Raw genomic sequence first — 23,907 nt, forward strand, 5'->3', positions numbered from 1 at the left:
CACCTTATAAATAGTTGCCAGCCCCCTTAGTGGGGCGCTCGGCAGACTATCGCACGTATTTCAGTCCAGGGAAGATCAGGCGACATGGCGAAGACCACTCCCACTGCACCACTGTTTAAAGCCCTCGGCGATTATAAAAGTATCCTGATCAGCGTCGGTTGTTTCACTGCGCTGATCAATTTGCTGATGCTGGTGCCGTCCATTTATATGCTGCAAGTCTATGACCGGGTCCTGTCATCGCAGAACGAAACCACCTTGGTGATGTTGACCCTGATGGTGGTGGGGTTCTTTGCCTTCATCGGCACCCTGGAAGTGGTGCGCAGCTTTATCGTGATCCGCATCGGCAGCCAATTGGAGCGCCGGTTCAACCTGCAGGTGTACAAGGCCGCCTTCGAGCGCAACCTGCAACGGGGCGAAGGCCACGCCGGGCAATCCTTGGGCGATTTGACCCATATCCGCCAGTTCCTCACTGGGCCGGCGTTGTTTGCGTTCTTCGATGCGCCGTGGTTCCCCATCTACTTGCTGGTGATCTTCCTGTTCAACGTGTGGCTTGGGGTGTTGGCCACGGCTGGGGCCGTGCTGTTGATCGCTCTGGCATGCCTGAACGAATACCTGACCAAAAAACCGTTGCGCGAAGCCAGCGGCTACTCGCAACAGTCCACCCAATTGGCCACCAGCCACTTGCACAACGCCGAGACCATCCAGGCCATGGGCATGCTGGGGGCGCTGCGCGCTCGTTGGTTCCAGGTGCATTCGCGGTTTCTCGGCTTGCAGAACCAGGCCAGCGACACCGGTTCGGTAATCAGCTCCCTGAGCAAGTCCTTGCGCCTGCTCCTGCAATCGTTGGTGTTGGGGCTCGGTGCCTTGTTGGTGATCAAGGGCCAGATGACCGCCGGGATGATGATCGCCGGGACCATTCTGATGGGGCGGGTGCTCAGCCCGATCGACCAGTTGATCGCGGTGTGGAAGCAATGGAGCTCGGCCAAGCTGGCCTACCAGCGCCTCGATGAGCTGTTGCAGGAGTTCCCGCCCGGGGCGCAGGCCATGGCGCTGCCGGCGCCCAAGGGCCAGGTGAGTTTCGAGCAGGTCAGCGCCGGCCCTCCGGGGCGGCGGGTGGCCACCTTGCACCAGGTCAGCTTCAACCTCGCGGCCGGTGAAGTGTTGGGGGTATTGGGGGCGTCCGGGTCAGGCAAATCGACCTTGGCGCGCGTGCTGGTGGGCGTGTGGCCGACCCTGGCCGGCACGGTGCGCCTGGACGGCGCCGACATTCATCGCTGGGACCGCGACGACCTTGGTCCGCACGTCGGTTACTTGCCCCAGGACATCGAGCTGTTCAGCGGCAGCATCGCCGACAACATTGCGCGTTTTCGCCAGGCAGACCCGGAGCGGGTGGTGCAGGCCGCCCAGCAAGCCGGGGTGCACGACCTGATTCTGCGCCTGCCCCAGGGCTACGACACGGTGTTGGGCGACGACGGCAGCGGTTTGTCCGGAGGGCAGAAACAACGGGTGGCCCTGGCTCGCGCGCTGTATGGCGGGCCGCGCCTGATCGTGCTCGACGAGCCCAATTCCAACCTCGACACCGTGGGCGAGGCGGCTTTGGCCAGCGCCATCATGCAGATGAAAGCCCAGGGCAGCAGCGTGATCCTGGTCACCCACCGCTCTTCGGCGCTGGCCCAGGCCGACAAGCTGCTGGTGCTCAACGAAGGTCGCCTGCAAGCATTCGGCCCCAGCCAGGAGGTGCTTCGGGCGCTGTCCGGGCAAGCCGAACCACCCCGTGAAAAGGCCGGCGTCAGCCTCAGCCGTCAATATCCTGCGGCAAGGAATCCTGGCCAATGAGCACCGATAACAGCCTGCCAAACGAACAAATCTTCCCCGAGCGCGATGCGCGCTTTTTCGCCCGCCTGGGTTGGGTGATGACGGTGGTCGGCGCCGGAGGGTTCTTCCTCTGGGCCAGCCTGGCGCCCCTGGACCAGGGCATTCCTGTACAGGGCACGGTGGTGGTGTCTGGCAAGCGCAAGGCGGTGCAAACCCTGAGCCCCGGCGTGGTCAGCCGAATCCTGGTGCGCGAAGGCGAGGTGGTCAAACAGGGCCAGCCGCTGTTTCGCCTCGACCAGACCCAAAGCCAGGCCGACGTGCATTCCCTGCAAGCGCAATACCGCATGGCCTGGGCCAGCGTCGCCCGCTGGCAGAGCGAGCGCGACAACTTACCGGCGGTGGTCTTTCCCGCTGAACTGAGTAGCGCCGCCGATCCTGCGCTGGCCCTGGTACTTGAAGGCCAGCGCCAACTGTTCAGCAGCCGACGTGATGCTTTTGCCCGCGAGCAATCGGGGATCCGCGCCAGTATTGAAGGCGCCAGCGCCCAACTCAACGGCATGCGCCGCGCCCGCACTGACTTGAGCGCCCAAGCGCAATCCCTGCGTGATCAACTGGCCAACCTGCAACCCTTGGCCGACAACGGCTATATCCCGCGCAATCGCCTGCTGGAATACCAGCGCCAACTGTCCCAGGTGCAGCAGGACCTGGCGCAGAACACCGGTGAAAGTGGGCGTATCGAGCAAGGCATCCTCGAATCGCGCCTCAAGTTGCAACAGCACAGTGAGGAATACCAGAAGGAAGTGCGCAGCCAACTGGCCGACGCGCAACTGCGCAGCCTGACCTTGGAGCAGCAGTTGACCTCCGCCGGCTTTGACCTGCAACACAGTGAAATCAACGCGCCGGCCGATGGCATTGCGGTGAACCTCGGGGTGCATACCGAGGGTGCGGTGGTGCGGGCCGGGGAAACCCTGCTGGAAATCGTGCCCCAGGACACGCGCCTGGAAGTGGAGGGGCGTTTGCCGGTGAACCTGGTGGACAAGGTCGGCAGCCATCTGCCGGTAGATATCCTGTTCACCGCCTTCAACCAGAGCCGCACGCCTCGGGTGCCGGGAGAAGTGAGCCTGATCTCCGCCGACCAGTTGCTCGACGAAAAAACCGGCGCGCCGTATTACGTGCTGCGCACCACCGTCAGCGATGCTTCCCTGGAAAAACTCCAGGGCCTGGTGATCAAGCCGGGCATGCCCGCCGAGATGTTTGTGCGTACCGGCGAGCGCTCGCTGCTCAACTACCTGTTCAAGCCGCTGCTCGACCGGGCCGGCTCGGCGTTGACCGAGGAATGAGCATGAAGCCCGTATTCATCGCCTTGCTCCTCGCCTGTAGCAGCACCCAGGCCGCCATGGGCCCGTTCGATGTGTATGAACAGGCCCTGCGTAACGATCCGGTGTTCCTCGGCGCAATCAAGGAGCGTGACGCCGGCCTGGAAAACCGCACCATTGGCCGCGCCGGCCTGTTGCCGCGGCTGTCGTACAACTACAACAAGGGCCGCAACAACTCCCAGGCCAACCTGCCCGATGGCCGTGGCGGCCACTATCACGACGACCGCAACTACAACAGCTTCGGCTCGACCTTCACCCTGCAACAGCCGCTGTTCGACTACGAAGCCTATGCCAACTACCGCAAGGGCGTGGCCCAGGCGCTGTTTGCCGACGAGAGTTTCCGCGACAAGAGCCAGGCGCTGTTGGTGCGGGTGCTGACGTATTACACCCAGGCCCTGTTCGCCCAGGACCAGATCGATATCGCCCGGGCAAAAAAGAAAGCCTACGAGCAACAGTTCCAGCAGAACCAGCATCTGTTCCAGCAGGGCGAGGGCACGCGCACCGACATCCTGGAGGCCGAATCCCGTTATGAACTGGCGACCGCCGAGGAGATCCAGGCGCTCGACGAGCAGGACGCGTCACTGCGCGAACTGGGGGCGTTGCTCGGCGTACAGAGCGTCGATATTGCCGACCTGGCACCGTTGAATCAGAACTTTGCCGCTTTCACCCTGGCGCCGGCCAACTACGACAGCTGGCACGAACTGGCAATCACCAACAACCCGACCCTGGCTTCCCAGCGCCAGGCCGTGGAAGTGGCGCGTTATGAGGTGGAGCGCAACCGCGCCGGGCACTTGCCGCGGATCACCGCGTACGCCAGCTCGCGCCAGCAAGAGTCCGACAGCGGTAACACCTACAACCAGCGCTACGACACCAACACCATCGGTATTGAAGTCAGCGTGCCGCTGTATGCCGGGGGCGGCGTCTCGGCGTCCACCCGCCAGGCCACCCGCTCCATGGAGCAGGCCGAGTACGAACTGGAGGGCAAGACCCGCGAAACCCTGATCGAGTTGCGTCGCCAGTTCAGTGCCTGCCTGTCGGGGGTGAGCAAGCTGCGGGCCTATCAAAAGGCCTTGGTCTCCGCCGAGGCGCTGGTGGTGTCGACCAAGCAGAGCATCCTCGGTGGCGAGCGGGTCAACCTGGATGCCCTCAACGCCGAACAGCAGTTGTACAGCACTCGTCGCGACTTGGCCCAGGCCCGCTACGACTACCTGATGGCCTGGACGAAGTTGCACTACTACGCGGGCAATCTGCGTGACACCGACCTGGCCAAGGTCGACGAAGCCTTCGGCCCAGGCGCGCGCTGAATAAAAAACACAATAAAAGTGAGGAAGGTCACCGTGAATGCAAAACAACGAGGCTATCACTGCGTCATGCTGTGTGGGCTGGCGAGCCTGGGTACCGTCCAGGCCGCGCCCTACGTGGAAGCGGGCAAGCCGGGTGACGCCGCCAGTTGGCGCTCGGCGGAGTTCCAGCGCGACTGGGGCCTGGGCCGCCTGCAAGCCGATCAGGCTTACGCCGCGGGGATCAGCGGGGCCGGGGTGAAGATCGGCGCCCTGGACTCGGGCTTCGATGCCAGCCACCCGGAAGCCTCCCCGGCGCGCTTCCACCCGGTGACCGCCAACGGCACCTATGTGGATGGCAGCCCGTTCTCCACTACCGGTGCGCTGAACCCCAACAACGACTCCCACGGCACCCATGTCACCGGCACCATGGCCGCTGCGCGTGACGGCACCGGCATGCACGGCGTGGCCTACAACGCGCAGCTCTATGTGGGCAATACCAACGCCAACGACAGCTTTCTGTTTGGCCCGACGCCTGACCCTAAGTACTTCAAGGCGGTGTACAGCGCCATGGTCGATGCCGGGGTGCGCGCGATCAACAACAGCTGGGGCAGCCAGCCCAAGGATGTCAGCTACCAGACCCTGAATGACCTGCACGCAGCTTATGCCCAGCACTTCAACCAGGGCACCTGGCTGGACGCCGCCGCCGATGTGGCGCGAGCCGGGGTGATCAATGTGTTCAGCGCCGGTAACAGCGGCTATGCCAACGCCAGCGTGCGCTCGGCCTTGCCGTACTTTGAGCCAGAGCTGGAAGGCCACTGGCTGGCGGTCTCGGGCCTGGACCAGGCCAATAACCAGAAGTACAACCAGTGCGGCATCGCCAAGTATTGGTGCGTCTCTACCCCCGGCGCGAAGATCGACAGCACCATTCCCGGCGGCGGTTATGCGGTCAAGTCCGGCACCTCGATGTCGGCGCCCCATGCCACGGGGGCCTTGGCCCTGGTGATGGAACGCTACCCGTACCTGAACAACGAGCAAGCCTTGCAGGTGTTGCTGACAACGGCCACGCAACTGGACGGTTCACTGACCGACGCGCCGAGCGCCAAGATCGGCTGGGGCGTGCCGGACCTTGGCCGGGCGATGCATGGGCCGGGGCAGTTGCTGGGCACCATGGACGTCAATCTGGCGGCCGGGCAGGGCGATGTATGGAGCAATGGCATCTCCGACAAGGCGCTGCTGCAGCGCCAGGCCGAAGACAGCGCCGAGCACCTGGCCTGGCAACAGACCTTGCAGGACAAAGGCTGGGAAAATGGCATCGGCGCCGGCGCCAGCCAGCAGGAACAGACTGACTACGCCGTGGGCATGGCCCGGGATGCGGCCGCGGCCCAGCGCATTTACCAAGGCAGCCTGATCAAGTCCGGCGCCGGTAGCCTGGTGCTCAGCGGCGACAGCACCTATCGCGGCCCGACCACGGTCAATGGTGGGGTGTTGAAGGTCGATGGTTCGCTGGCATCGCAGGTCACGGTCAACAATGGCGGGACCTTGGGCGGTTCCGGGCGCATTGGCGCGTTGCAGGCCAACAGCGGCAGTGTGGTTGCGCCGGGTAATTCCATCGGCACCTTGAATGTGAGCGGGGATGTGAGCTTCGACGCCGGCTCCACCTATGCGGTGGAGCTGTCGAACGCCAGCAGCGACCGCATCGTCGCCGGCGGCAAGGCCAGCCTCAACGGCGGCACCGTGACCCTGGCCCTGGAAAACAGCCCGACCCTGCTCAGCCAGCCCCAGGCGCAAAGCCTGATGGGCCGTCAGTACACCATCCTGCAGGCGGCGGGCGGGGTCACCGGCAGTTTTGGTGCGGTATTGCCCAACTACCTGTTCCTCGGTGGCGACCTCGACTACAACGGCAACGGCGTGCAACTGGCAATCGCGCGCAATGACGCAAGCTTTGCCAGCGTCGCCGCAACCCGTAACCAGCGCGCCGTGGCGGCTGCGGCCGAGCAACTGGGCGCTGGCAACCCCGTGTATGAAAGCGTGCTGAGCAGCGACTCCAGCGGGGTTGCCCGCCAGGCCTTCCAGCAGTTATCTGGCGAGATCTACCCGGCGGTGGGCGCCATGCTGATCAACGACAGCCGCCATGTACGCGATGCCGTCGGTGAGCGCCTGCGCCATGTGCCTGTGACGGGCGAAAGCAACCTGTGGATCAAGGCCCTCGGTGCCTGGGGCAAGGCCGACAGCCAAAGCGAATATGCCGGTTACACCCGCTCTATCGGCGGGATGTTGCTGGGCGTCGATGGCCAGTGGGACGAGCAGACCCGTGTGGGCGTGATGGCGGGCTATAGCGACAGTTCGCTGAACATGGGGGATGGCACGCATTCGTCGGCCGATATCGACAGCTATCACCTGGGCACCTACGTCGGGCGTGAACTGGGCAACTGGCGCGTCAGCGTGGGCGGTGCTTATAGCTGGCATCGCGGCGATGTGCAGCGCGACCTGCAATACGGTGACGTCAGCGCCAAGCAAAAAACCAAACTGGATGCGCGCAGCCTTCAGGTGTTCACCGAGGCGGCCTACCGCCTGGACCTGCAAGCCCTGGCCCTGGAACCGTTCGCCAACCTGGCCTACGTGCACCTGGACAGCGAGCGATTGCATGAAAAAGGCGACGGCGCTGCCCTGCAACGCGGCAGTGATCGGCGTGACGCGACCCTCGGCACCCTGGGCCTGCGCGCGCTCAAAACCCTGCCTCTGAATGACCAGCAGCAAGTGGAGCTCTCCGGTTCCCTGGGCTGGCAGCACAGCCTTACGCCGGTTGAGTCCGAGGAACATCTGGCCTTTGTCGCTGGCGGCCCCTCGTTTGCCGTGCGCAGCACACCGTTGCAGCGCGACGCCGCGCTGGTGGGCTTGAAAGCCAGCCTGGCATTGAGTGACTCCACGCGGGTCAACCTTGATTACAGCGGCCAACTGGGCTCGAAGGAGAGCAACCAAGGGGTGGGCCTGAGCCTCGACTGGCAATTCTAAACTTGCGGCAGGAGCCGGTACGCCGGCTCTTGCTGGCGGGTGAATAAGAACAACAAACGCAACAAAACTAAGGAAGGTCACCGTGAACGCAAAACAACGAGGGTTTCACTCCGCCATCCCAACAGGCCCGGGCTACCCGCTCAAAGCCTTGAGCCGCGTGCCATACGGCGCGTTGCTGTGTTGCCTGGCCAGCCTGGGTACCGCCCAGGCCGCACCCTACGTGGAAGCCGGCAAACTGGGGGATGCCGCCAGTTGGCGCAGCAATGAGTTCAAGGCCGATTGGGGCCTGGGGGCGGTCAATGCCGATGTGGCGTATGCCGCCGGTTACAGTGGCAAGGGCGTGAAGCTGGGGATTTTCGATCAGCCGGTATATGCCCAGCATCCCGAGTTCTCCAGCCCGGGCAAGGTGCAGACCCTGGTCACTGAGGGGATCCGCCAATACACCGACCCCTATATCCCGGTGAAGGCCGGTGACCCGTTCCGCTACGACGGTACACCGTCCCAGGGCTCCAACGGCAAGCTGGGCGACCACGGCACCCATGTCGGTGGCATCGCGGCTGGCGACCGCAACGGCGGGCCGATGCACGGCGTGGCCTATAACGCGCAGATCCTCAGTGCCGAGAACGGCGACCCGGGCCCCGAAGACGGCATCATCCTGGGCAACGACGGTGCGGTGTACCAGGCCGGCTGGGACAGCCTGGTGGCCAATGGCGCACGCATCATCAATAACAGCTGGGGGATCGGCATTGGCGAGCAGTTTGCCAAGGGCGGCAAAGACCCTGCGTTCGCGCATTTTGACCTGAGCGACGCGCAGGCCCAGTTCGACCAGATCAAGCCGTTGCTGGGTACCGCGCCAGGTGGCGCCTACACCGGGGCGATCAACGCGGCGCGCAGCGGGGTGCTGACGATCTTCGCGGCCGGCAACGACTACAACCTGAACAACCCCGATGCGATTTCCGGCCTGGCTTACTTCGTACCCGAGATCACGCCCAATTGGCTGTCGGTGGCCGCACTGCAACGCAACCCGGACACCAACAGCCCCAACCCTTATGTGATCAGCACCTTCTCGTCCCGTTGCGGCTATGCCGCCAGTTTCTGTGTGTCAGCACCGGGCACGGCGATCTACAGCTCGGTGATGGTGGGCACCACGGTCGATAACATGACCCTGGGCTGGAACAATAAAAACGGCACCTCCATGGCCGCTCCCCACGTGGCAGGCGCCGCCGCCGTCTTGATGGAGCGTTTCCCGTATATGAATGGCGAGCAGATCTCCACGCTGCTCAAGACCACCGCCACCGACCTCGGTGCACCGGGCATCGACGCGCTGTACGGCTGGGGCATGATCAACCTGGGCAAGGCGGTCAGCGGGCCGGGCATGTTGGTCACCGCCGAGGACATCCCGGCCGAGTTCCGCGTCGAGGGCGGCTACGGCAGCGGCCAGTTTGTCGCGGACTTGCCGGGGGTAGGGGCGGTGGTCGACGCCGGCAAGCCCACCGAGCGTGTATGCGACGATCTGCACTGCGGGCGGGATGTATGGAGCAACGACATTTCCGGTCATGGCGGCCTGACCAAGCAAGGCATCGGCACGCTGGTGCTGACCGGCAGCAATACCTACAGCGGGCCGACCCTGGTCAATCAGGGCCTGCTGGCGGTCAATGGCTCGCTGGTATCCCAGGTCACGGTGAGCAACAGCGGCGTGTTGGGCGGCTCCGGCAGCATCGGCGCGCTGCACGCGAAAAGCGGCGGTACGGTAGCGCCGGGCAACTCCATTGGTACGTTGAACGTGGCCGGGGATGTCAACTTCGACGCCGGGTCCACCTATGCGGTAGAGCTGTCGAACAGCAGCAGTGACCGCATCGTCGCCGGCGGCAAGGCCACCCTCAACGGCGGCACTGTGACCCTGGCCCTGGAGAACAGCCCGACACTGCTCAGCCAGCCCGAGGCGCAAAGCCTGATCGGCCGCCAGTACACCATCCTGCAGGCGGCAGGGGGCGTCACCGGTAGCTTCGCGCAGGTACTGCCCAACTACCTGTTTGTGGGCGGCAACCTGAACTATGGCGCCAACGGTGTGCAACTGGATGTCGCGCGCACTGCCAACAGCTTCGCCAGCGTGGCATTGACCGATAACCAGCGTGCCGTGGCGGGCGCTGCCGAACAACTGGGCGCGGGAAATGGCGTCTATGAAAGCCTGCTGTTGGCGCCGAGTGCGGCTTCGGCGCAAGGGGCGTTCCAACAGTTGTCGGGGGAAATCTACCCGGCCCTGGAAACCGCGCTGGTCAATGACAACCGCTACCTGCGCGAAGCGGTGGGCGAGCGCCTGCAGCAGGGCGAAATGGGCTCCTCGCCACAGACCATCGACACCCGCGGCAATGTCTGGGTCAAGGCGCTTGGTGTCTGGGGTAAAACCGACAGCAGCAGCGACACGGCGGGCTACACCACTTCCATCGGCGGATTGCTCGCGGGTGTGGACGGTGCGCTGGATGAAGACACGCGCCTGGGGCTGGTCGCCGGCTACAGCGATACCTCGCTGAACATGGGCGATGGCACCCACTCGCGGGCATCGGTGGACAGCTACCATTTGGGCGCCTATGCCGGGCACGAAATCGGCGCCTGGCGCCTGAGCGGTGGGGCGACCTACAGCTGGCATCGCGCCGATGTAAAGCGTGAGCTGCAATACGGCGAAGTCGCTGGCAAGCAGAAAGCCAAGGTCGATGCCCGCAGCACCCAGATCTTCACCGAAGCGGCTTATCGCCTGAACCTGCAACCGCTGGCGCTGGAGCCATTCGCCAACCTGGCCTATGTGCACCTGGACAGCGATGGCTTCAGCGAGAAAGGCGACGCGGCGGCGCTCAAGGGCGGCGATGACACACGCGACCTGGTCCTGAGCACCCTCGGCGTGCGTGCCTTGAAGACCTTCAACCTCACCGACCATCAGGCTCTGGACGTTTCCGGCACCCTGGGGTGGCAGCACAACCTCAGCGCCACCGATTCCGCGCGCCACCTGGCGTTTGCCTCAGGCAGTAGCGCGTTTGCCGTGCAAAGCGCACCGATGGTGCGCGATGCCGCATTGGTCGGCGCACGGGCCAGCCTGGCGCTGAGCAAGGATGCGCGGTTGAACTTTGACTACAACGGCCTGCTGGCCAGCAAGGAGAAAATCCACGGCGTGGGCTTGAGCCTCGACTGGGCGTTCTGAGTTTTACCCTGTAGGCGCCGGCTTGCCGGCTCCTACAAGGGGCGGTGTGATGTTCAGGATTTTTAGCTTTCTCGACAATTCCAACAAAAGAGAGGCAATACCATGGGTGTCTATGACTACAAAAACCTAACCACTGAGGACTCCAAAGCCCTGTTCGCCGACGCCATGGCGATCACGTTGTATTCCTACCACAACCTGGATAACGGCTTTGCCGTGGGGTATCAGCAAAACGGCTTCGGCCTGGGTTTGCCGGCCACCCTGGTGCAGGCGTTGCTGGGCAGCAGCGACTCCCAGGGGGTGATTCCCGGTATCCCGTGGAACCCGGACTCGGAAAAGGCCGCCCTGGACGCTGTGCAAAAGGCCGGCTGGACGCCCATCAGCGCCAGCACCCTGGACTATGGTGGCAAGGTCGATGCGCGGGGCACCTTCTTCGGCGAAAAAACCGGCTACACCAGTGCCCAGGTCGAGGTCCTGGGCAAATACGATGACGCCGGCAAGCTACTGGAAATCGGCATCGCCTTCCGTGGCACATCCGGCCCCAGGGAGAACCTGATTGTCGACTCTATTGGCGATGTGATCAGTGATTTACTGGCCGCGTTCGGGCCGGCGGACTATGCAAAAAACTACGCGGGCGAGGCGTTTGGCACCTTGCTTGGCAAAGTCGCCGCGTATGCCAGCGCTCAGGGGCTGAGCGGCCAGGATGTACTGGTCAGCGGCCATAGCCTCGGTGGCCTGGCGGTCAACAGCATGGCGGACTTGAGCAACCACACCTGGGCGGGGTTCTACCAGGACGCCAACTATGTGGCCTACGCCTCGCCGACCCAGAGCAGTGGCGACAAGGTGCTGAACATCGGCTACGAAAACGACCCGGTCTATCGCGCCCTCGACGGTTCGGCGTTCAATCTGTCGTCCCTGGGCGTGCACGACCAACCGCACGAATCCAGCGCCGATAACATCGTAAGCTTCAACGACCATTACGCCTCGACGCTGTGGAACATCCTGCCGTTTTCCATCCTCAACCTGCCAACGTGGATTTCCCATTTACCCACGGGGTATGGCGATGGCATGAGCCGCATCCTCGAGTCGAAGTTCTATGAACTGACCAGCCGCGATTCAACGATCATCGTCGCCAACCTGTCTGACCCTGCGCGTGCCACTACCTGGGTGCAGGACCTCAATCGCAACGCTGAGGCCCACCAGGGCAGCACGTTCATTATCGGCAGCGACGGCAACGACCTGATCCAGGGCGGGCGCGGCAATGACTACCTGGAAGGACGTGCCGGCAACGATACGTTCCGCGATGGCGGTGGCTACAACATCCTGCTCGGTGGCACGGGGTTCAATACCCTGGACTTGCAGCAGTCGCTGAAAAACGTCGAGGTGGCCAACGATGGCGCAGGTACCCTGTATATCCGCGACGGGCAGGGCGGCATCAGCATGACGCGCGACATGGGCGCGCTAGTGAGCAAGGAAAGCTATCTGTTGTTGTTCAGCAAGAACGTGACCCACAGCGTGACCGACAAGGGGCTGCTGGCGGGCAAGGACCTGACCGCCTACGCTGCGTCGCTCAAGGGCGATGCCGGCGCCAATGTGCTCAAGGCCGGCGATGGCGGGCAGTGGTTGTTTGGGCTGGAGGGCGATGATCACCTGATCGGCGGCAAAGGCAACGATGTGCTGGTAGGGGGTGCGGGCAATGACCTGCTCGAAGCGGGCGGCGGGCGCAATACCTTCCTGTTCGACGGCGACTTCGGCCAGGACCGGATCCTGGGCTACCAGTCGACGGACAAGTTGGTGTTCATGGGGGTGGCGGGGGTGGGTGGGCAGTACAACTACCTCGATCATGCCAAGGCAGTGGGCAGCGATACGTTGCTGACGTTCGGCGATAATTCGGTGACGCTGGTGGGAGTGGGACTTGGCAGCCTGTCGGCAGAGGCCTTCGTCATCACCTGAAACTGTAGGAGCCGGCTTGCCGGCTCCTACAGTGGTTGGTCATTTTTCCTTGCGGACGGTAGCGACATCCGCCGCCTTGACCCGTACGCGCTTGCCGGCGATGTCGGTGAATTCGTAAAAACCATCAGGCGTATTGGCATTCGGCGCATCGGTGGTCAGGTACTGAGTACCGTTCTGCAAGGTCACGACGGTCGGCGTCGAGCAACCGGCCAATGCCAGAAACGTCAGTACAGCCAGCGGCAGGCCCCAGTTCTTCATGTTCATAACCTTTACTCTCATCCTTCGAAAACCCCGGGCTCAACGGCTGCGGGCAACAAATGTTACGCGGATCCACCCCCATCTGATCACTTTTATGCAAAAAGTTGCGTGTGCCACTGATCTATTAGCGATTGCAAGGCAGGCCTGGCGACGGCACTCTGTATGCATAACCAGTGTTTGCCCAAGTGCCCGTCATGTCCAACCCCCTCGAAGACCCGTTCTACTACCTGCATAACTTCCAGCAAGTGCTCGACTGGCTGGGGCAGCGCTATGCCGACGTGCTGGATGATGAAGAACAGCGCTTCATTGCGCAGTTCAGCCAGGTGCCGCAACCGGCCCAAGCGTTGCTGGTGCGCATGGTGATGCGCAAAGGGGTGCATTTTCGTGCGAGCAAGCTCAACTACCTCGAGATTGGTCCGGCTGACCAGGCCGTGCAGCCATTGCTGGCCCTGGGCTGGGTCAGTGAGCAGGGCCTGCTGCCCCTGGATGAGGTGTGGGGGCAGTTGCAAAAAGGCGAGGCGCTGCAGGCGTTCAAGCCCTGGATCGAGCAGCCCAGGGGCAAGAAATCCGATTGGCTGCCCGGTTTATCGACCCGGTTCACCGAGCCACGTACGTTTGCGCAATGGTGCCCGCAGTTGGACGAGCGTCTTTACAGCCTGGCGGTGATGGACCTGTGTGACCGCCTGCGCCTGATGTTCTTCGGCAACCTGTACCAGGACTGGTCGGAGTTTGTACTGGCGGACCTGGGGATCTACACCTACGAAAAGGTCGAGTTCTGTGCCGAGTCCCGAGGGCTGCGCCATCGTGACGATGTGTATGGCCTGCTGTTCCTGCATCAATGCCAGCAGGCCTTCGAGGCGGGCGAACCGCTGGAAGAGGTGCTGGCGCAGATCGCCACGCTGAGCACCGATAACCCCTGGCTGGAGAAGCGTCGGGCCAAGCTGCTGTTCCAGGTTGGGCAGCATTGCGAGCGGCTCGCCGAACTGGCCCTGGCCGAGGTGATCTACCGCGATTGTGCCTACCCCGGCGCCCGCGCCCGCCTGATTCGGGTGCTGGAGCGCCAGGAGGATTTCGCCCAGGCGATGGCCCTGGCCCAGGCGGCCCAGGCCGCGCCACAAAGCGCGGCCGAGCAGCAACACCTGTTGCGGGTCCTGCCGCGGTTGCGGCGCAAGCTGGGCGAGCCGGCGCTGCCCAAGCCCAAACCCCAGGTGATTCAGCGCCTGGACCTGGAACTGCCGTTCCCGGAACCGGTGGTCAGCGTTGAGTTCTGCGTGCAGGCGCACCTGGGGGATGATGGGGGGCCGGTGCACTACGTCGAGAACACCCTGATCAACTCGCTGTTCGGCCTGCTGTGCTGGCCGGCGATCTTCGCGCCGTTGCCCGGTTCGTTCTTTCACCCATTCCAGCGTGGGCCGGTGGATTTGCACAGTGAAGACTTCCAGCAGCGCCGCGCCGAGCTGTTCGCCGCCTGCCTCGACCAGTTGCACGACCAGCGCTACAAAACCACCATCCGCCAGCGCTACGCCGAAAAGTGGGGGATCCAGTCACCCTTTGTGTTCTGGAATGTATTGAGCGAAACACTGCTCGAGCAGGCGCTCGATTGCCTGCCTGCCGCGCACCTGCGGCACTGGTTCGACCGGCTGTTGCTGGATATCCGCGCCAATCGCGCCGGCATGCCAGACCTGATCCAGTTCTGGCCCGCGCAAAAAACCTACCGCATGATCGAAGTCAAAGGCCCGGGGGACCGCCTGCAGGACAACCAACTGCGCTGGCTGGAGTTCTGCAGCGAGCACCAGATGCCGGTTACCGTGTGTTATGTACGCTGGGCGGAGCAGGGCGCTTGAGCTACACCGTCGCTGTACGGGCATTGTGCGAGTTCACGGCCAAGGTGGGTGACCTCGATCTGCGGTTTACCCCCTCGCCCAGTGCCCAGGAAGGCATGCTCGGCCACCGTACCGTGGCGTCCCGCCGTAGCGCGCACTACCAGAGTGAAGTGGCCCTGGAAGGCCTCTACCAGCAGTTGAACGTACGCGGCCGCGCCGATGGCTATGATCCGGATTGCAATGTGCTGGAAGAGGTCAAGACCTACCGTGGCGACCTGGATGCCCAACCGGCCAACCATCGGCAACTGCACTGGGCCCAGGCCAAGGTCTATGGCTGGCTGATGTGCAGCAAGCTGGGGTTGCCTGAGATCGCGCTGGCGCTGGTGTATTTCGATATCGTCAGCGAGCGCGAAACCGTGATCAGCCAGGTGTGTGCGGTTGATGAGCTGGAGGCGTTCTTCAATCGCCAGTGTGCGTTGTTTCTCGGCTGGGCCGAGCAGCAGGCGCAACAGCGACTGGCCCGCGACGCCGCCAGCACCGCTCTGGCTTTCCCCCACGCGGCCTTTCGTCTGGGCCAGCGTACCCTCGCCGAGTCGGTGTACAAGGCCGTCAGCACCGGGCGCTGCCTGATGGCACAGGCGCCCACGGGGATCGGCAAGACCATTGGCACGGTGTTTCCGATGCTCAAGGCCATGGCGCCGCAGCAACTGGACAAGCTGTTCTTTCTGACGGCCAAGACCCCTGGCCGCAAGCTGGCGCTGGACGCGGTGCAGATACTGCACGCCAGTGCCGACCTGCCATTGCACGTACTGGAGTTGGTGGCGCGGGACAAGGCGTGCGAACACCTGGACAAGGCCTGTCACGGCGACTCCTGCCCGTTGGCCAAGGGCTTTTATGATCGCCTGCCGGCCGCGCGCGAGGCGGCAGCCAAGGTCCGGTTGCTGGACCAACGCAATCTGCGCGAGGTCGCGCTCGCCCACGGTGTATGCCCGTATTACCTGAGCCAGGAGATGGCGCGCTGGTGCGACATGGTGGTCGCCGACTACAACTATTACTTCGATTTTGGCGCGATGCTGTTTGGCCTGGCCCAGCTCAACCAATGGCGGGTCGCGGTGCTGGTGGACGAAGCCCATAACCTGGTGGAGCGGGGGCGCGCGATGTACAGCGCCGACCTCGATCAATTTGCCCTCAAGACCTTGCGCGATACCGCCCCCGAGCCGTTGAAAAAGCCGTTGCAGCGGCTCAACCGTGAATGGAATGCGCTGCACAAGGAGCAGGTCACGGTGTATCAAGCTTATGCCAGCAAACCGGACAAGCTGTTGCAGGCCCTGGCCCTGTGTACCAGCGCCATGGGCGAGTATTTCAATGATCACCCGCAGGCGCTCACGGGCGAGCTGCAAGGCTTTTATTTCGAGGCGTTGCAGTTCGCCAAGGTGGCGGAGCTGTTCAACGAGCAGTTTATTTTTGATATCGCTCAGCGCGACCCACAAGCCAAGCGTCGCTTCTCGCGCTTGAGCCTGCGGAACGTGGTGCCGGCCGAATTTATCCGCCCACGCTTGACGGCGGCCCGCAGCAGCGTGCTGTTTTCCGCGACCCTGAGCCCCCGGCATTACTATGCCGACCTGCTGGGCCTGCCGGCGGACACCGCGTGGGTGGACGTGGAATCGCCCTTCGATGCCGCACAGTTGCAGGTGCACATCATCGACCGCATCTCCACGCGCTTTGTACATCGCCAGGCGTCCCTGGCGCCCATCGTGGCGTTGATCGCCGAGCAGTTTGAGCGTACGCCGGGCAACTACCTGGCGTTTTTCAGCAGCTTCGATTACCAACAGCAAGTGGCGCAGTTGCTGGCCGAGCGGTATCCGTCGATTCCTACCTGGCATCAATCACGGGGCATGGCCGAGGCCGAGCGCCAGGCCTTCCTCGACCAGTTCACCCAGCACAGCCGGGGCGTGGGCTTTGCCGTGCTGGGCGGCGCGTTCGGCGAGGGTATCGATTTGCCCGGCGCACGCTTGATCGGGGCCTTTATCGCCACCCTGGGCCTGGCGCAACTCAACCCGGTCAACGAGCAGATGAAACTGCGCATGGGCGCGATGTTCGGTGCCGGTTATGACTACACCTACCTGTATCCCGGGATCCAGAAGGTGGTGCAGGCGGCAGGCCGGGTGATTCGCACCCAGCAGGACCAGGGGGTGGTGATGCTGATCGATGACCGTTTTGCCGAACCCAAGGTGCGGCCGCTGCTACCGCGCTGGTGGTCGGTGACCTGAGGTATTTGCCCCGTCAATGATGCTGGCGCGGGGTGCGCCGGTGGGGCAGTCTGCAGCAGTCCCCCCCATGGAGCTGCGTGATGAGTGCTATCGAACAACAGACGATCCAGGTCAATGGCATTCACTTGAGCCTGCATATCGCCGGCCCCGAGAGCGGCCCGCCCGTGTGGTTGCTCCATGGTTTTCCCGAATGCTGGCACTCCTGGCGCCAACAGATCCCCGTGCTGGCCGCCGCCGGGTATCGCGTATTTGTGCCTGAAATGCGGGGCTATGGGCGCAGTAGCGCGCCCGCCGAGATTGCCGACTACGACCTGTTGACCCTGTGCGCGGATATCCAGGGGGCCATGGACCTGTTCGGCCATCAACGGGTAGCGATGGTCGGCCATGACTGGGGCGCGGTGGTGGCGTGGCACCTGGCCTTGCTGGAGCCAGAGCGTATCAACGCGCTGGTCACGATGTCGGTGCCGTTCGCCGGTCGTTCCCGCAGGCCGGTGATCGAGATCATGCGTGAGCTGTATGCCGAACGGTTCAACTACATCCTCTACTTCCAGCAGCCCGGCGTGGCGGAGCAGGAACTGGAAGCCGATATCGAACGCACCTTGCGTCTGTTCATGCAGGACCAGGATGTATTCCTGCAGCAAAAGCCAGCCACGGCCACCTTGCTGGACGGCGTCGCGCTGCCGGGCGCCTTGCCGGCCTGGTGCAGCCAGCACGACCTGGACATCTATGTGCAGACCTTTGCCAATGGCTTTCGCGGGCCGCTGAACTGGTACCGCAACTTCGAGCGCAATTGGCAGCGCACCGAGTTCCTGGCGGGCCGACAGGTGTTGCAACCGACGCTGTTTTTGATCGGCGACCGCGACCCGGTGGGGGTGTTTGAGGCGCACACGCTCAAGCGCATGCCCGAGTTGGTGCCGCAGTTGGAGCAGCAGGTGCTGGCCAACTGCGGGCACTGGATCCAGGTGGAGCAGGGCGCGCAGGTCAACACCCTGATGCTGGAGTTCCTGCAGCGTTAGCCCTTGGCCTTGGCCAGGAACGGTGCCAGGCGTCGGCCCATTTCCTCACCGAGGGCCTGGAGGCCGCTCAAGGGGCGGACCATCACTTCGAATTCGATGATTTGCCCCTCTTCGTTGAAGCGGATCAGGTCGATGCCCTTGAGCTGTTTGTCGCCCACTCGCGCGCTGAACTCCAGCACCACGCTGTGGCCGTCGGCGCTGGCCAGTTCTCGGTGGTATTGGAAGTCCTCAAACACAGTAAACACGGTGTTGAGGATCATCGACACGACGGGGGCGCCGGGGTAGGGGGTGTGGGCCATCGGCGAGCGAAACACCGCGTCAGGTGCCAGCAGTTCGGGCAGGGCCTTGAGGTCGGCAGTGGCCAGCATGGTGTGCCAGCGCTTCAGGGTAAGGGCGGCCCCAGGGGATAATTGCAGAGCTTCGGACATGGTCTGTACCTGTTCTTATGAGTGTTGAGCAACCATAAGAGCAGCCGTGAGGTGGGATCAATGATCCAAACTGACAGTTATATGTCTGGAGCAAACACCAGACCTGTGGGAGCGGGCTTGCCCGCGATAGCGGTGGGTCAGATGATCAATTTCCAACTGTTCCACCGTTATCGCGGGCAAGCCCGCTCCTACAGGGTGATGCGACGCTTACACCACTTCCAGGTAGGAACTGTGAATCGCCCGCGCCAGCTCGCGCACGGTGTCGATGAATTCGGTCAGCCGGCTGTGCAGGCCTTCCTCCAGGATCTCGTCGATACCGGTATAACGCAGCCGCGCCTCGAATTCGGCAGCCAGGCGCTGGGCCGTGCGGCCGTAGCTGCCGGGCAGGTCGGCGAGGATATGGCTCAACTCTTCGATACACGCATGCAACGAGCGCGGTACGTCACTGCGTAGCAGCAGCAACTCCGACACCGAACGCGCATTCAGCGCATTGGGGTACAGCTCGGTGTAGGCCTCGAATGACGACAAGGCACGGAGCAGGGCGCTCCACTGGTAGTAGCCGCGGGCGGACAGGTCGCTGACTTCCTCGGACTCTTCGCCAAACATCTCGTAGCGCGCATCCAGCAGGCGCAAGGTGTTGTCGGCGCGCTCGACAAAGGTGCCCAGGCGGATAAAACGATAGGCGTCGTTGCGCATGATGGTGCCGGAGGTGGCGCCACGGAACAGGTGCGAGCGCTGCTTGACCCAGTCGCAGAAATGGCTGATGCCATGGCGTGCCAGGCCACCGGCGGCGATGCTGCGCATTTCCAGCCAGGTGGCGTTGAGGTTTTCCCACATGTCGGCGGTGATCCGCCCACGCACCGCATGGGCATTGCCCCGGGCAGCGCGCAGGCAGTTGTAGATACTGGCCGGGTTTTCTTCGTCGAGGGCGAAGAAGTGCAGCATGCGCTCGGCGTCCAGCTGTTGATGGCGTTCCAGATAGCTGTCCAGGGTGCCGCTGCTGAGCAGCGACATCGCCAGTTCGTCCAGGCCATCACTGCGTCCGGCCTGGGGCATCAACGACAGCGAATAGCTGACCTCCAGCATGCGCGCCAGGTTTTCCGCGCGTTCCAGGTAGCGCGACATCCAGTACAGATCTGCGGCGGTTCTACTCAGCATACTCAGCCCTCCACCACCCAGGTGTCCTTGGTTCCGCCGCCTTGCGACGAGTTGACGATCAATGAGCCTTCGCGCAGCGCCACCCGGGTCAGCCCACCCGGCACCAGGCGGGTCTCCTTGCCCGACAGCACAAAGGGCCGCAGGTCGATATGCCGTGGCGCGATGCCATTTTCGACAAAAGTCGGGCAGGTGGACAGGCTCAAGGTCGGCTGGGCGATATAGGCGTGGGGCCGGGCCTTGATGCGTTGGCGGAAGTCCTCGATCTCGGCGGCCGAGGCGGCCGGGCCCACCAGCATGCCGTAGCCGCCGGAGCCCTGGGTTTCCTTGACCACCAGTTCGGGTAAGTGCGCCAGTACGTGGGACAGCTCAGCGGGGTTGCGGCACTGGAAGGTCGGTACGTTCTGCAGCACCGGTTCTTCATCCAGATAGAAGCGGATCATCGCCGGCACGTAGGGGTAGATGGATTTGTCGTCGGCCACGCCAGTGCCGATGGCATTGGCCAGCACCACGTTGCCAGCGCAGTAGGCCGCTACCAGGCCGGGAACGCCGAGCATGGATTCCGGGTTGAAGGCCAGCGGGTCAAGGAAGGCATCGTCGATGCGCCGGTAGATCACATCCACTGCTTTGGGGCCGTCGGTGGTGCGCATGAACACCTTGAGGTCGTGCACGAACAGGTCGGCGCCTTCTACCAGCTCCACCCCCATTTCCCGGGCCAGGAACGCGTGCTCGAAGAACGCACTGTTAAAGCGCCCCGGGGTCAGCACCACGACATTGGGGTTATCCAGGCGACTGGCGCTTTTCAGGGTCTTGAGCAGCAGGTTGGGGTAGTGATCCACTGGCGCGATGCGCTGCTTGGCAAACACTTCAGGGAACAGGCGCATCATCATTTTGCGGTCTTCGAGCATATAGCTCACACCGCTGGGTGTGCGCAAATTGTCTTCGAGCACGTAGTAGGTGCCGTCGCCATCGCGCACCAGGTCGACACCGGAGATGTGCGAATAGATACCGCGATGCAGGTCCAGGCCGACCATGGCTTTTTGATAGCCTTCATTGCCCAGCACCTGCTCGGCCGGAATGATCCCGGCCTTGATAATGCGCTGGTCGTGGTAGATATCGGCGAGGAACATGTTTAGCGCATTGACCCGCTGGATACAGCCGCGTTCGATCACGCTCCACTCACTGGCGGGGATGCTGCGCGGGATGATATCGAAGGGAATCAGGCGTTCGGTGTCTTGCTCGTCACCGTACAGGGTGAAGGTGATCCCGGCGCGGTGGAACAGCAGGTCGGCCTCGCGACGGCGTTGGGCCAGCAGTTCCGGTGGTGTGTTGGCCAGCCAGCGGGAAAAATCCTGATAGTGCGTACGGCACACGCCATTTGCGTCATTCATTTCATCAAAGAAAGATCGAGCCATTCCAATTACCTTGTCAGTGCCGGGTGAAACGTTGCAGGCACTGCCGCTTTAGAAAACGCATTGTTATGAGCCCGTAGCTTTTGGCGCCAACGGACCTTGTCCTTACTTTCTTTTGGAGTCGGCTCTGAGTCGGGGGGTAACGTTTGCTCCTGTGTTCACCTAGGCAGGCAGGGGATTTAAGGAGTAAAGCAATGGCTGTGCCGAAACTGCGTTTATAGGGATTACACAGTGTGTAAGCCCGTTATCGGAGCGGCCTGCGCAAGTGCAGTGCGCCCCACGCATACGCCACGCTCCATAACGGTGCAGGTAATTGACCTGAACTTCGGGCATCACCGGTTCTTCTAACGGGATTACGCACCGTAAGGATCACCGATCGTGCCCCTGATCATTTCCCCCCATAGCCCCGAATCGGCGCTGACTGACCATACCGAACACAATGCCAAGATCTTTGGCTCGCCCAAGGACCGCCTGGATTTCTATCGCCGGGAAATCCAATACGAAACCACCATCCTTGCCAACCGTACAGATGCTTACCTCACCGCGCAGTCGTTTCTGGTGATTGCCTTTGTGTCCTGCATGGGCAACCTCAACCCCGAGTGGGGGAAGCTGTTCACCCTGGTGGTGCCGCTGCTGCTGTCGATGCTCGGCGTGTTCAGCTCGCTCAACGCCTGGCCCGGCATCCGCGCAGCCTACGACATCATTGACCACTGGCACTTCAAGCAGAGCGAGTTGTTGCGCAGCGAACCGGTGATGGGCATGGCCTACGATGAGTCGCCGCTGTTCTGCGAGACCGAGTCGTCGCACAAGGGCTATCGCAAGTCATTGCTGTTTTCGGTGCGTACACCGTGGTTGTTCACGGTGTTCTGGATGCTGCTGGCGGCGTTTGCGTTTTATATCCAGGTGGATAATCCGGGGTCGTGACCATTGATCAGCGCGGCTCGTTTGAACTGAACTTCACCCATCTCCGTGGCGCCTTAACTGTATATCAGCTTGGAAGGAGGTCCCCATGAGCGCGAATCACAGTCAAGACCCGCAAGTCAGTGGCAGGAATGATCCGGCCATCGATGACAACACCCATAAAATACCCGCTCCCGGTACGGCCCCCAAGGACCCGCAACCCGCGACTGATGAAGTCGCCAAGGACAACGAGTACAGCCCGGACTTCAAGCCCGAGCGCGAGCCCAAGCCAGAAACGGACGCTGACATTGATACCCCGGGCGGCTAGGGCGATGCATACCCCAGCCGAAGAGGAGCCGATCAATGATCCGGGCAATGAAGACCCGGGATCGTTGATGGATGATGCGCAGGTGCCGCTGATCGAGCAGGATGATTTGGCTGAAGAAGGCGATGCTGACGCTTAGCGTAGGGCGTCAGCCTGGGCGAGATAGCCATCAACAGAGCATCACTGGCCCGCCAAGGGCGGCAGCCGGCGCTTGACCGGGGTTTTCTTGACGATGGCGGTGTTGGTTTCGGCGTAAGCGTTGAGACGGTCGAGCAAGGTATCCAACTGGTCCATGGTGCGTACGTGCAGTCGCGCGATAAAGCAGTCATCGCCAGTGACTTTGTCGCACTCGGTAAACTCCGGAATCGCCTGGATCTGCCGTTCCACCTCCTGCAATTGGCCGGGCAGGGGGCGGATACGTACGATGGCTTGCAATAAATAGCCAAAGTGTTTCGGGTCGATATCCACGGTGTAGCCCTTGAGGACTCCGCGCTCCTCCAGGCGTCGCAAACGTTCGCCCACGCTGGGGGAGGACAGGCCGGTAATGCCCGCCAGGGTCTTGAGCGAGCAGCGCGAGTCGTCCATCAGGGCGGCGATCAGTTGTTGGTCGATAACATCAATCATCCTGGGCTCCTTAAGCAGATTGGCTGTTTTGCCTAATAAGAATAGGTAAGGACCACCTTTTACCTTCTGCAGGCGCTGGAGCCTGATTGGCGCAGGTTGCCATAATTTAGCCTCATTCGAGGAGCTAAATCATGGACACATCCATACGTCGCGGCTCATGGGAAATGGTCGGCGCCATGCTGATTTCCGGCACCATTGGCTGGTTTGTGCTGGTGTCTGGGGTGCCGGTCATCGAAGTGGTGTTCTGGCGTTGCGTCATCGGCGGCCTGACTCTGCTGCTGGTGTGCTGGCGGCTGGGGTATTTGCGGGGCGGATGGTTGAATTACTCGACACTCGGCTGGGCGATGTTGAGCGGCGTGGCCATTGTCGGTAATTGGCTGTTGCTGTTTGCGTCTTACGCCAAGGCCTCCATTGCGATCAGCACCGCGGTCTATAACGTGCAGCCGTTCATGCTGGTGATGCTCGCGGCGTTGTTTCTTGGCGAAAAGATCACCGCACAGAAGCTCGCCTGGTTGAGTGTGGCTTTCGTGGGCATGCTGGCGATCGTCAGTGCCCATGGCGAGCAGCAGGGCAGTGGTGATCATTACCTGTTGGGCGTGGTGCAGGCGATAGGCGCGGCGTTTTTGTATGCGGTCGCTGCGCTGATCATCAAACGTCTGAAGGCCGTGCCGCCGCACCTACTGGCACTGATTCAAGTGACTATCGGCGCGGTGCTGCTGGTGCCGCTGGTCTCGTGGCAAAGCCTATCGGCGCCCGTCGATGCCTGGGCCGCGCTGTTGACGCTGGGCGTGGTGCATACCGGCCTGATGTACGTGCTGCTGTATGGCGCGATTCAAAAACTGCCGACGGCCTTGACCGGGGCGCTGTCGTTCATCTACCCGGTTGCGGCGATCCTGGTTGACTGGATGGCCTACGGGCATCGCTTGGGCTGGGCACAGTGGTTGGGGGTTGCGGCGATATTGCTAGCGGCGGCGGGGTTGCAGCGGGGTTGGTGGTGGCGTGCTGAACACGAGCTGCCGACATCCAGGCGCCCCTTGTAGGAGCCGACTTGCCGGCGATGGCGATCT

18 protein-coding genes are annotated in these 23,907 nt (G+C 62.7%); 13 read left to right on the forward strand and 5 right to left on the reverse strand.

What is annotated here, in order from left to right:
* Nucleotides 1–84: 84 nt before the first annotated feature.
* From C5F71_RS25985 to C5F71_RS26010, 6 genes are all read left to right on the forward strand, one after another.
* A complete protein-coding gene (locus C5F71_RS25985) occupies nt 85–1,836 on the forward strand; it encodes a type I secretion system permease/ATPase (RefSeq protein WP_070994875.1) in 1,752 nt (583 codons plus the stop codon).
* Nucleotides 1,833–3,155, forward strand: a complete 1,323-nt coding sequence (locus C5F71_RS25990; protein ID WP_070994874.1) for an HlyD family type I secretion periplasmic adaptor subunit — start codon at nt 1,833–1,835, stop codon at nt 3,153–3,155. The genes C5F71_RS25985 and C5F71_RS25990 overlap by 4 nt, the downstream gene beginning before the upstream one ends.
* A gap of 2 nt (nt 3,156–3,157) precedes the next feature.
* The gene (locus C5F71_RS25995) at nt 3,158–4,495 is read left to right on the forward strand and encodes a TolC family outer membrane protein (RefSeq protein WP_104912330.1); all 1,338 of its coding nucleotides are present in this window, start codon (nt 3,158–3,160) and stop codon (nt 4,493–4,495) included.
* Between the two features lie 66 nt (nt 4,496–4,561).
* Nucleotides 4,562–7,486, forward strand: coding sequence for an autotransporter serine protease (locus tag C5F71_RS26000; protein ID WP_104912331.1), 2,925 nt, complete (start codon nt 4,562–4,564; stop codon nt 7,484–7,486).
* Nucleotides 7,487–7,601: 115 nt separating this feature from the next.
* Nucleotides 7,602–10,679, forward strand: a complete 3,078-nt coding sequence (locus C5F71_RS26005) for an autotransporter domain-containing protein (protein WP_371923403.1) — start codon at nt 7,602–7,604, stop codon at nt 10,677–10,679.
* A gap of 102 nt (nt 10,680–10,781) precedes the next feature.
* Nucleotides 10,782–12,629, forward strand: coding sequence for a polyurethanase (locus C5F71_RS26010; RefSeq protein WP_104912333.1), 1,848 nt, complete (start codon nt 10,782–10,784; stop codon nt 12,627–12,629).
* 39 nt (nt 12,630–12,668) lie between these two features.
* Here the strand turns inward: C5F71_RS26010 and C5F71_RS26015 are convergent, their stop codons facing one another.
* Entirely contained in the window at nt 12,669–12,893 is a 225-nt protein-coding gene (locus C5F71_RS26015; RefSeq protein WP_029299958.1) for a YgdI/YgdR family lipoprotein, read from the reverse strand.
* 188 nt (nt 12,894–13,081) lie between these two features.
* Between C5F71_RS26015 and C5F71_RS26020 the strand changes: the two genes are divergently transcribed.
* The 3 genes from C5F71_RS26020 to C5F71_RS26030 all read left to right on the forward strand — a co-directional run bounded on the left by C5F71_RS26020 (nt 13,082) and on the right by C5F71_RS26030 (nt 17,996).
* Nucleotides 13,082–14,731, forward strand: coding sequence for a VRR-NUC domain-containing protein (locus C5F71_RS26020; protein ID WP_104912334.1), 1,650 nt, complete (start codon nt 13,082–13,084; stop codon nt 14,729–14,731).
* Nucleotides 14,728–16,980 carry an ATP-dependent DNA helicase gene (locus tag C5F71_RS26025; protein WP_104912335.1) on the forward strand — a complete coding sequence of 751 codons (2,253 nt, stop codon included), beginning with the start codon at nt 14,728–14,730 and terminating at the stop codon, nt 16,978–16,980. The genes C5F71_RS26020 and C5F71_RS26025 overlap by 4 nt, the downstream gene beginning before the upstream one ends.
* An 80-nt stretch (nt 16,981–17,060) precedes the next feature.
* Nucleotides 17,061–17,996: an alpha/beta fold hydrolase gene (locus C5F71_RS26030; protein ID WP_104912336.1), complete on the forward strand. Its 936-nt coding sequence runs from the start codon at nt 17,061–17,063 to the stop codon at nt 17,994–17,996.
* Here C5F71_RS26030 and C5F71_RS26035 read toward each other — a convergent pair.
* The 3 genes from C5F71_RS26035 to C5F71_RS26045 all read right to left on the reverse strand — a co-directional run bounded on the left by C5F71_RS26035 (nt 17,993) and on the right by C5F71_RS26045 (nt 20,994).
* Nucleotides 17,993–18,424 (reverse strand): nuclear transport factor 2 family protein, encoded by a 432-nt coding sequence (locus C5F71_RS26035; protein WP_104912337.1) that lies wholly within the window; start codon nt 18,422–18,424, stop codon nt 17,993–17,995. The two genes, C5F71_RS26030 and C5F71_RS26035, sit on opposite strands and share 4 nt — an antisense overlap.
* Nucleotides 18,425–18,631: 207 nt before the next feature.
* Nucleotides 18,632–19,582, reverse strand: a complete 951-nt coding sequence (locus tag C5F71_RS26040; protein WP_029299950.1) for an alpha-E domain-containing protein — start codon at nt 19,580–19,582, stop codon at nt 18,632–18,634.
* A 2-nt stretch (nt 19,583–19,584) separates the two neighbouring features.
* Nucleotides 19,585–20,994 (reverse strand): circularly permuted type 2 ATP-grasp protein, encoded by a 1,410-nt coding sequence (locus tag C5F71_RS26045; protein ID WP_092236667.1) that lies wholly within the window; start codon nt 20,992–20,994, stop codon nt 19,585–19,587.
* A 375-nt stretch (nt 20,995–21,369) separates the two neighbouring features.
* Here C5F71_RS26045 and C5F71_RS26050 point away from each other — a divergent pair, with 375 nt between their 5' ends.
* The 3 genes from C5F71_RS26050 (at nt 21,370) to C5F71_RS29470 (ending at nt 22,355) form a co-directional block, all read left to right on the forward strand.
* On the forward strand, nt 21,370–21,915 hold the full coding sequence (locus C5F71_RS26050) for a hypothetical protein (RefSeq protein WP_104912338.1): 546 nt from the start codon (nt 21,370–21,372) through the stop codon (nt 21,913–21,915).
* Between the two features lie 85 nt (nt 21,916–22,000).
* Nucleotides 22,001–22,219 (forward strand): hypothetical protein, encoded by a 219-nt coding sequence (locus tag C5F71_RS26055; protein WP_104912339.1) that lies wholly within the window; start codon nt 22,001–22,003, stop codon nt 22,217–22,219.
* A gap of 4 nt (nt 22,220–22,223) precedes the next feature.
* Entirely contained in the window at nt 22,224–22,355 is a 132-nt protein-coding gene (locus C5F71_RS29470) for a hypothetical protein (RefSeq protein ID WP_256324310.1), read from the forward strand.
* A 41-nt stretch (nt 22,356–22,396) separates the two neighbouring features.
* Here the strand turns inward: C5F71_RS29470 and C5F71_RS26060 are convergent, their stop codons facing one another.
* The gene (locus C5F71_RS26060; protein ID WP_070994865.1) at nt 22,397–22,840 is read right to left on the reverse strand and encodes an Lrp/AsnC family transcriptional regulator; all 444 of its coding nucleotides are present in this window, start codon (nt 22,838–22,840) and stop codon (nt 22,397–22,399) included.
* Between the two features lie 131 nt (nt 22,841–22,971).
* Here C5F71_RS26060 and C5F71_RS26065 point away from each other — a divergent pair, with 131 nt between their 5' ends.
* Entirely contained in the window at nt 22,972–23,880 is a 909-nt protein-coding gene (locus C5F71_RS26065; protein WP_104912340.1) for a DMT family transporter, read from the forward strand.
* Nucleotides 23,881–23,907 lie beyond the last annotated feature (27 nt).

This window comes from Pseudomonas sp. LG1D9 (assembly GCF_002949995.1).
GTDB classification, from domain to species: Bacteria; Pseudomonadota; Gammaproteobacteria; order Pseudomonadales; family Pseudomonadaceae; genus Aquipseudomonas; species Aquipseudomonas proteolytica.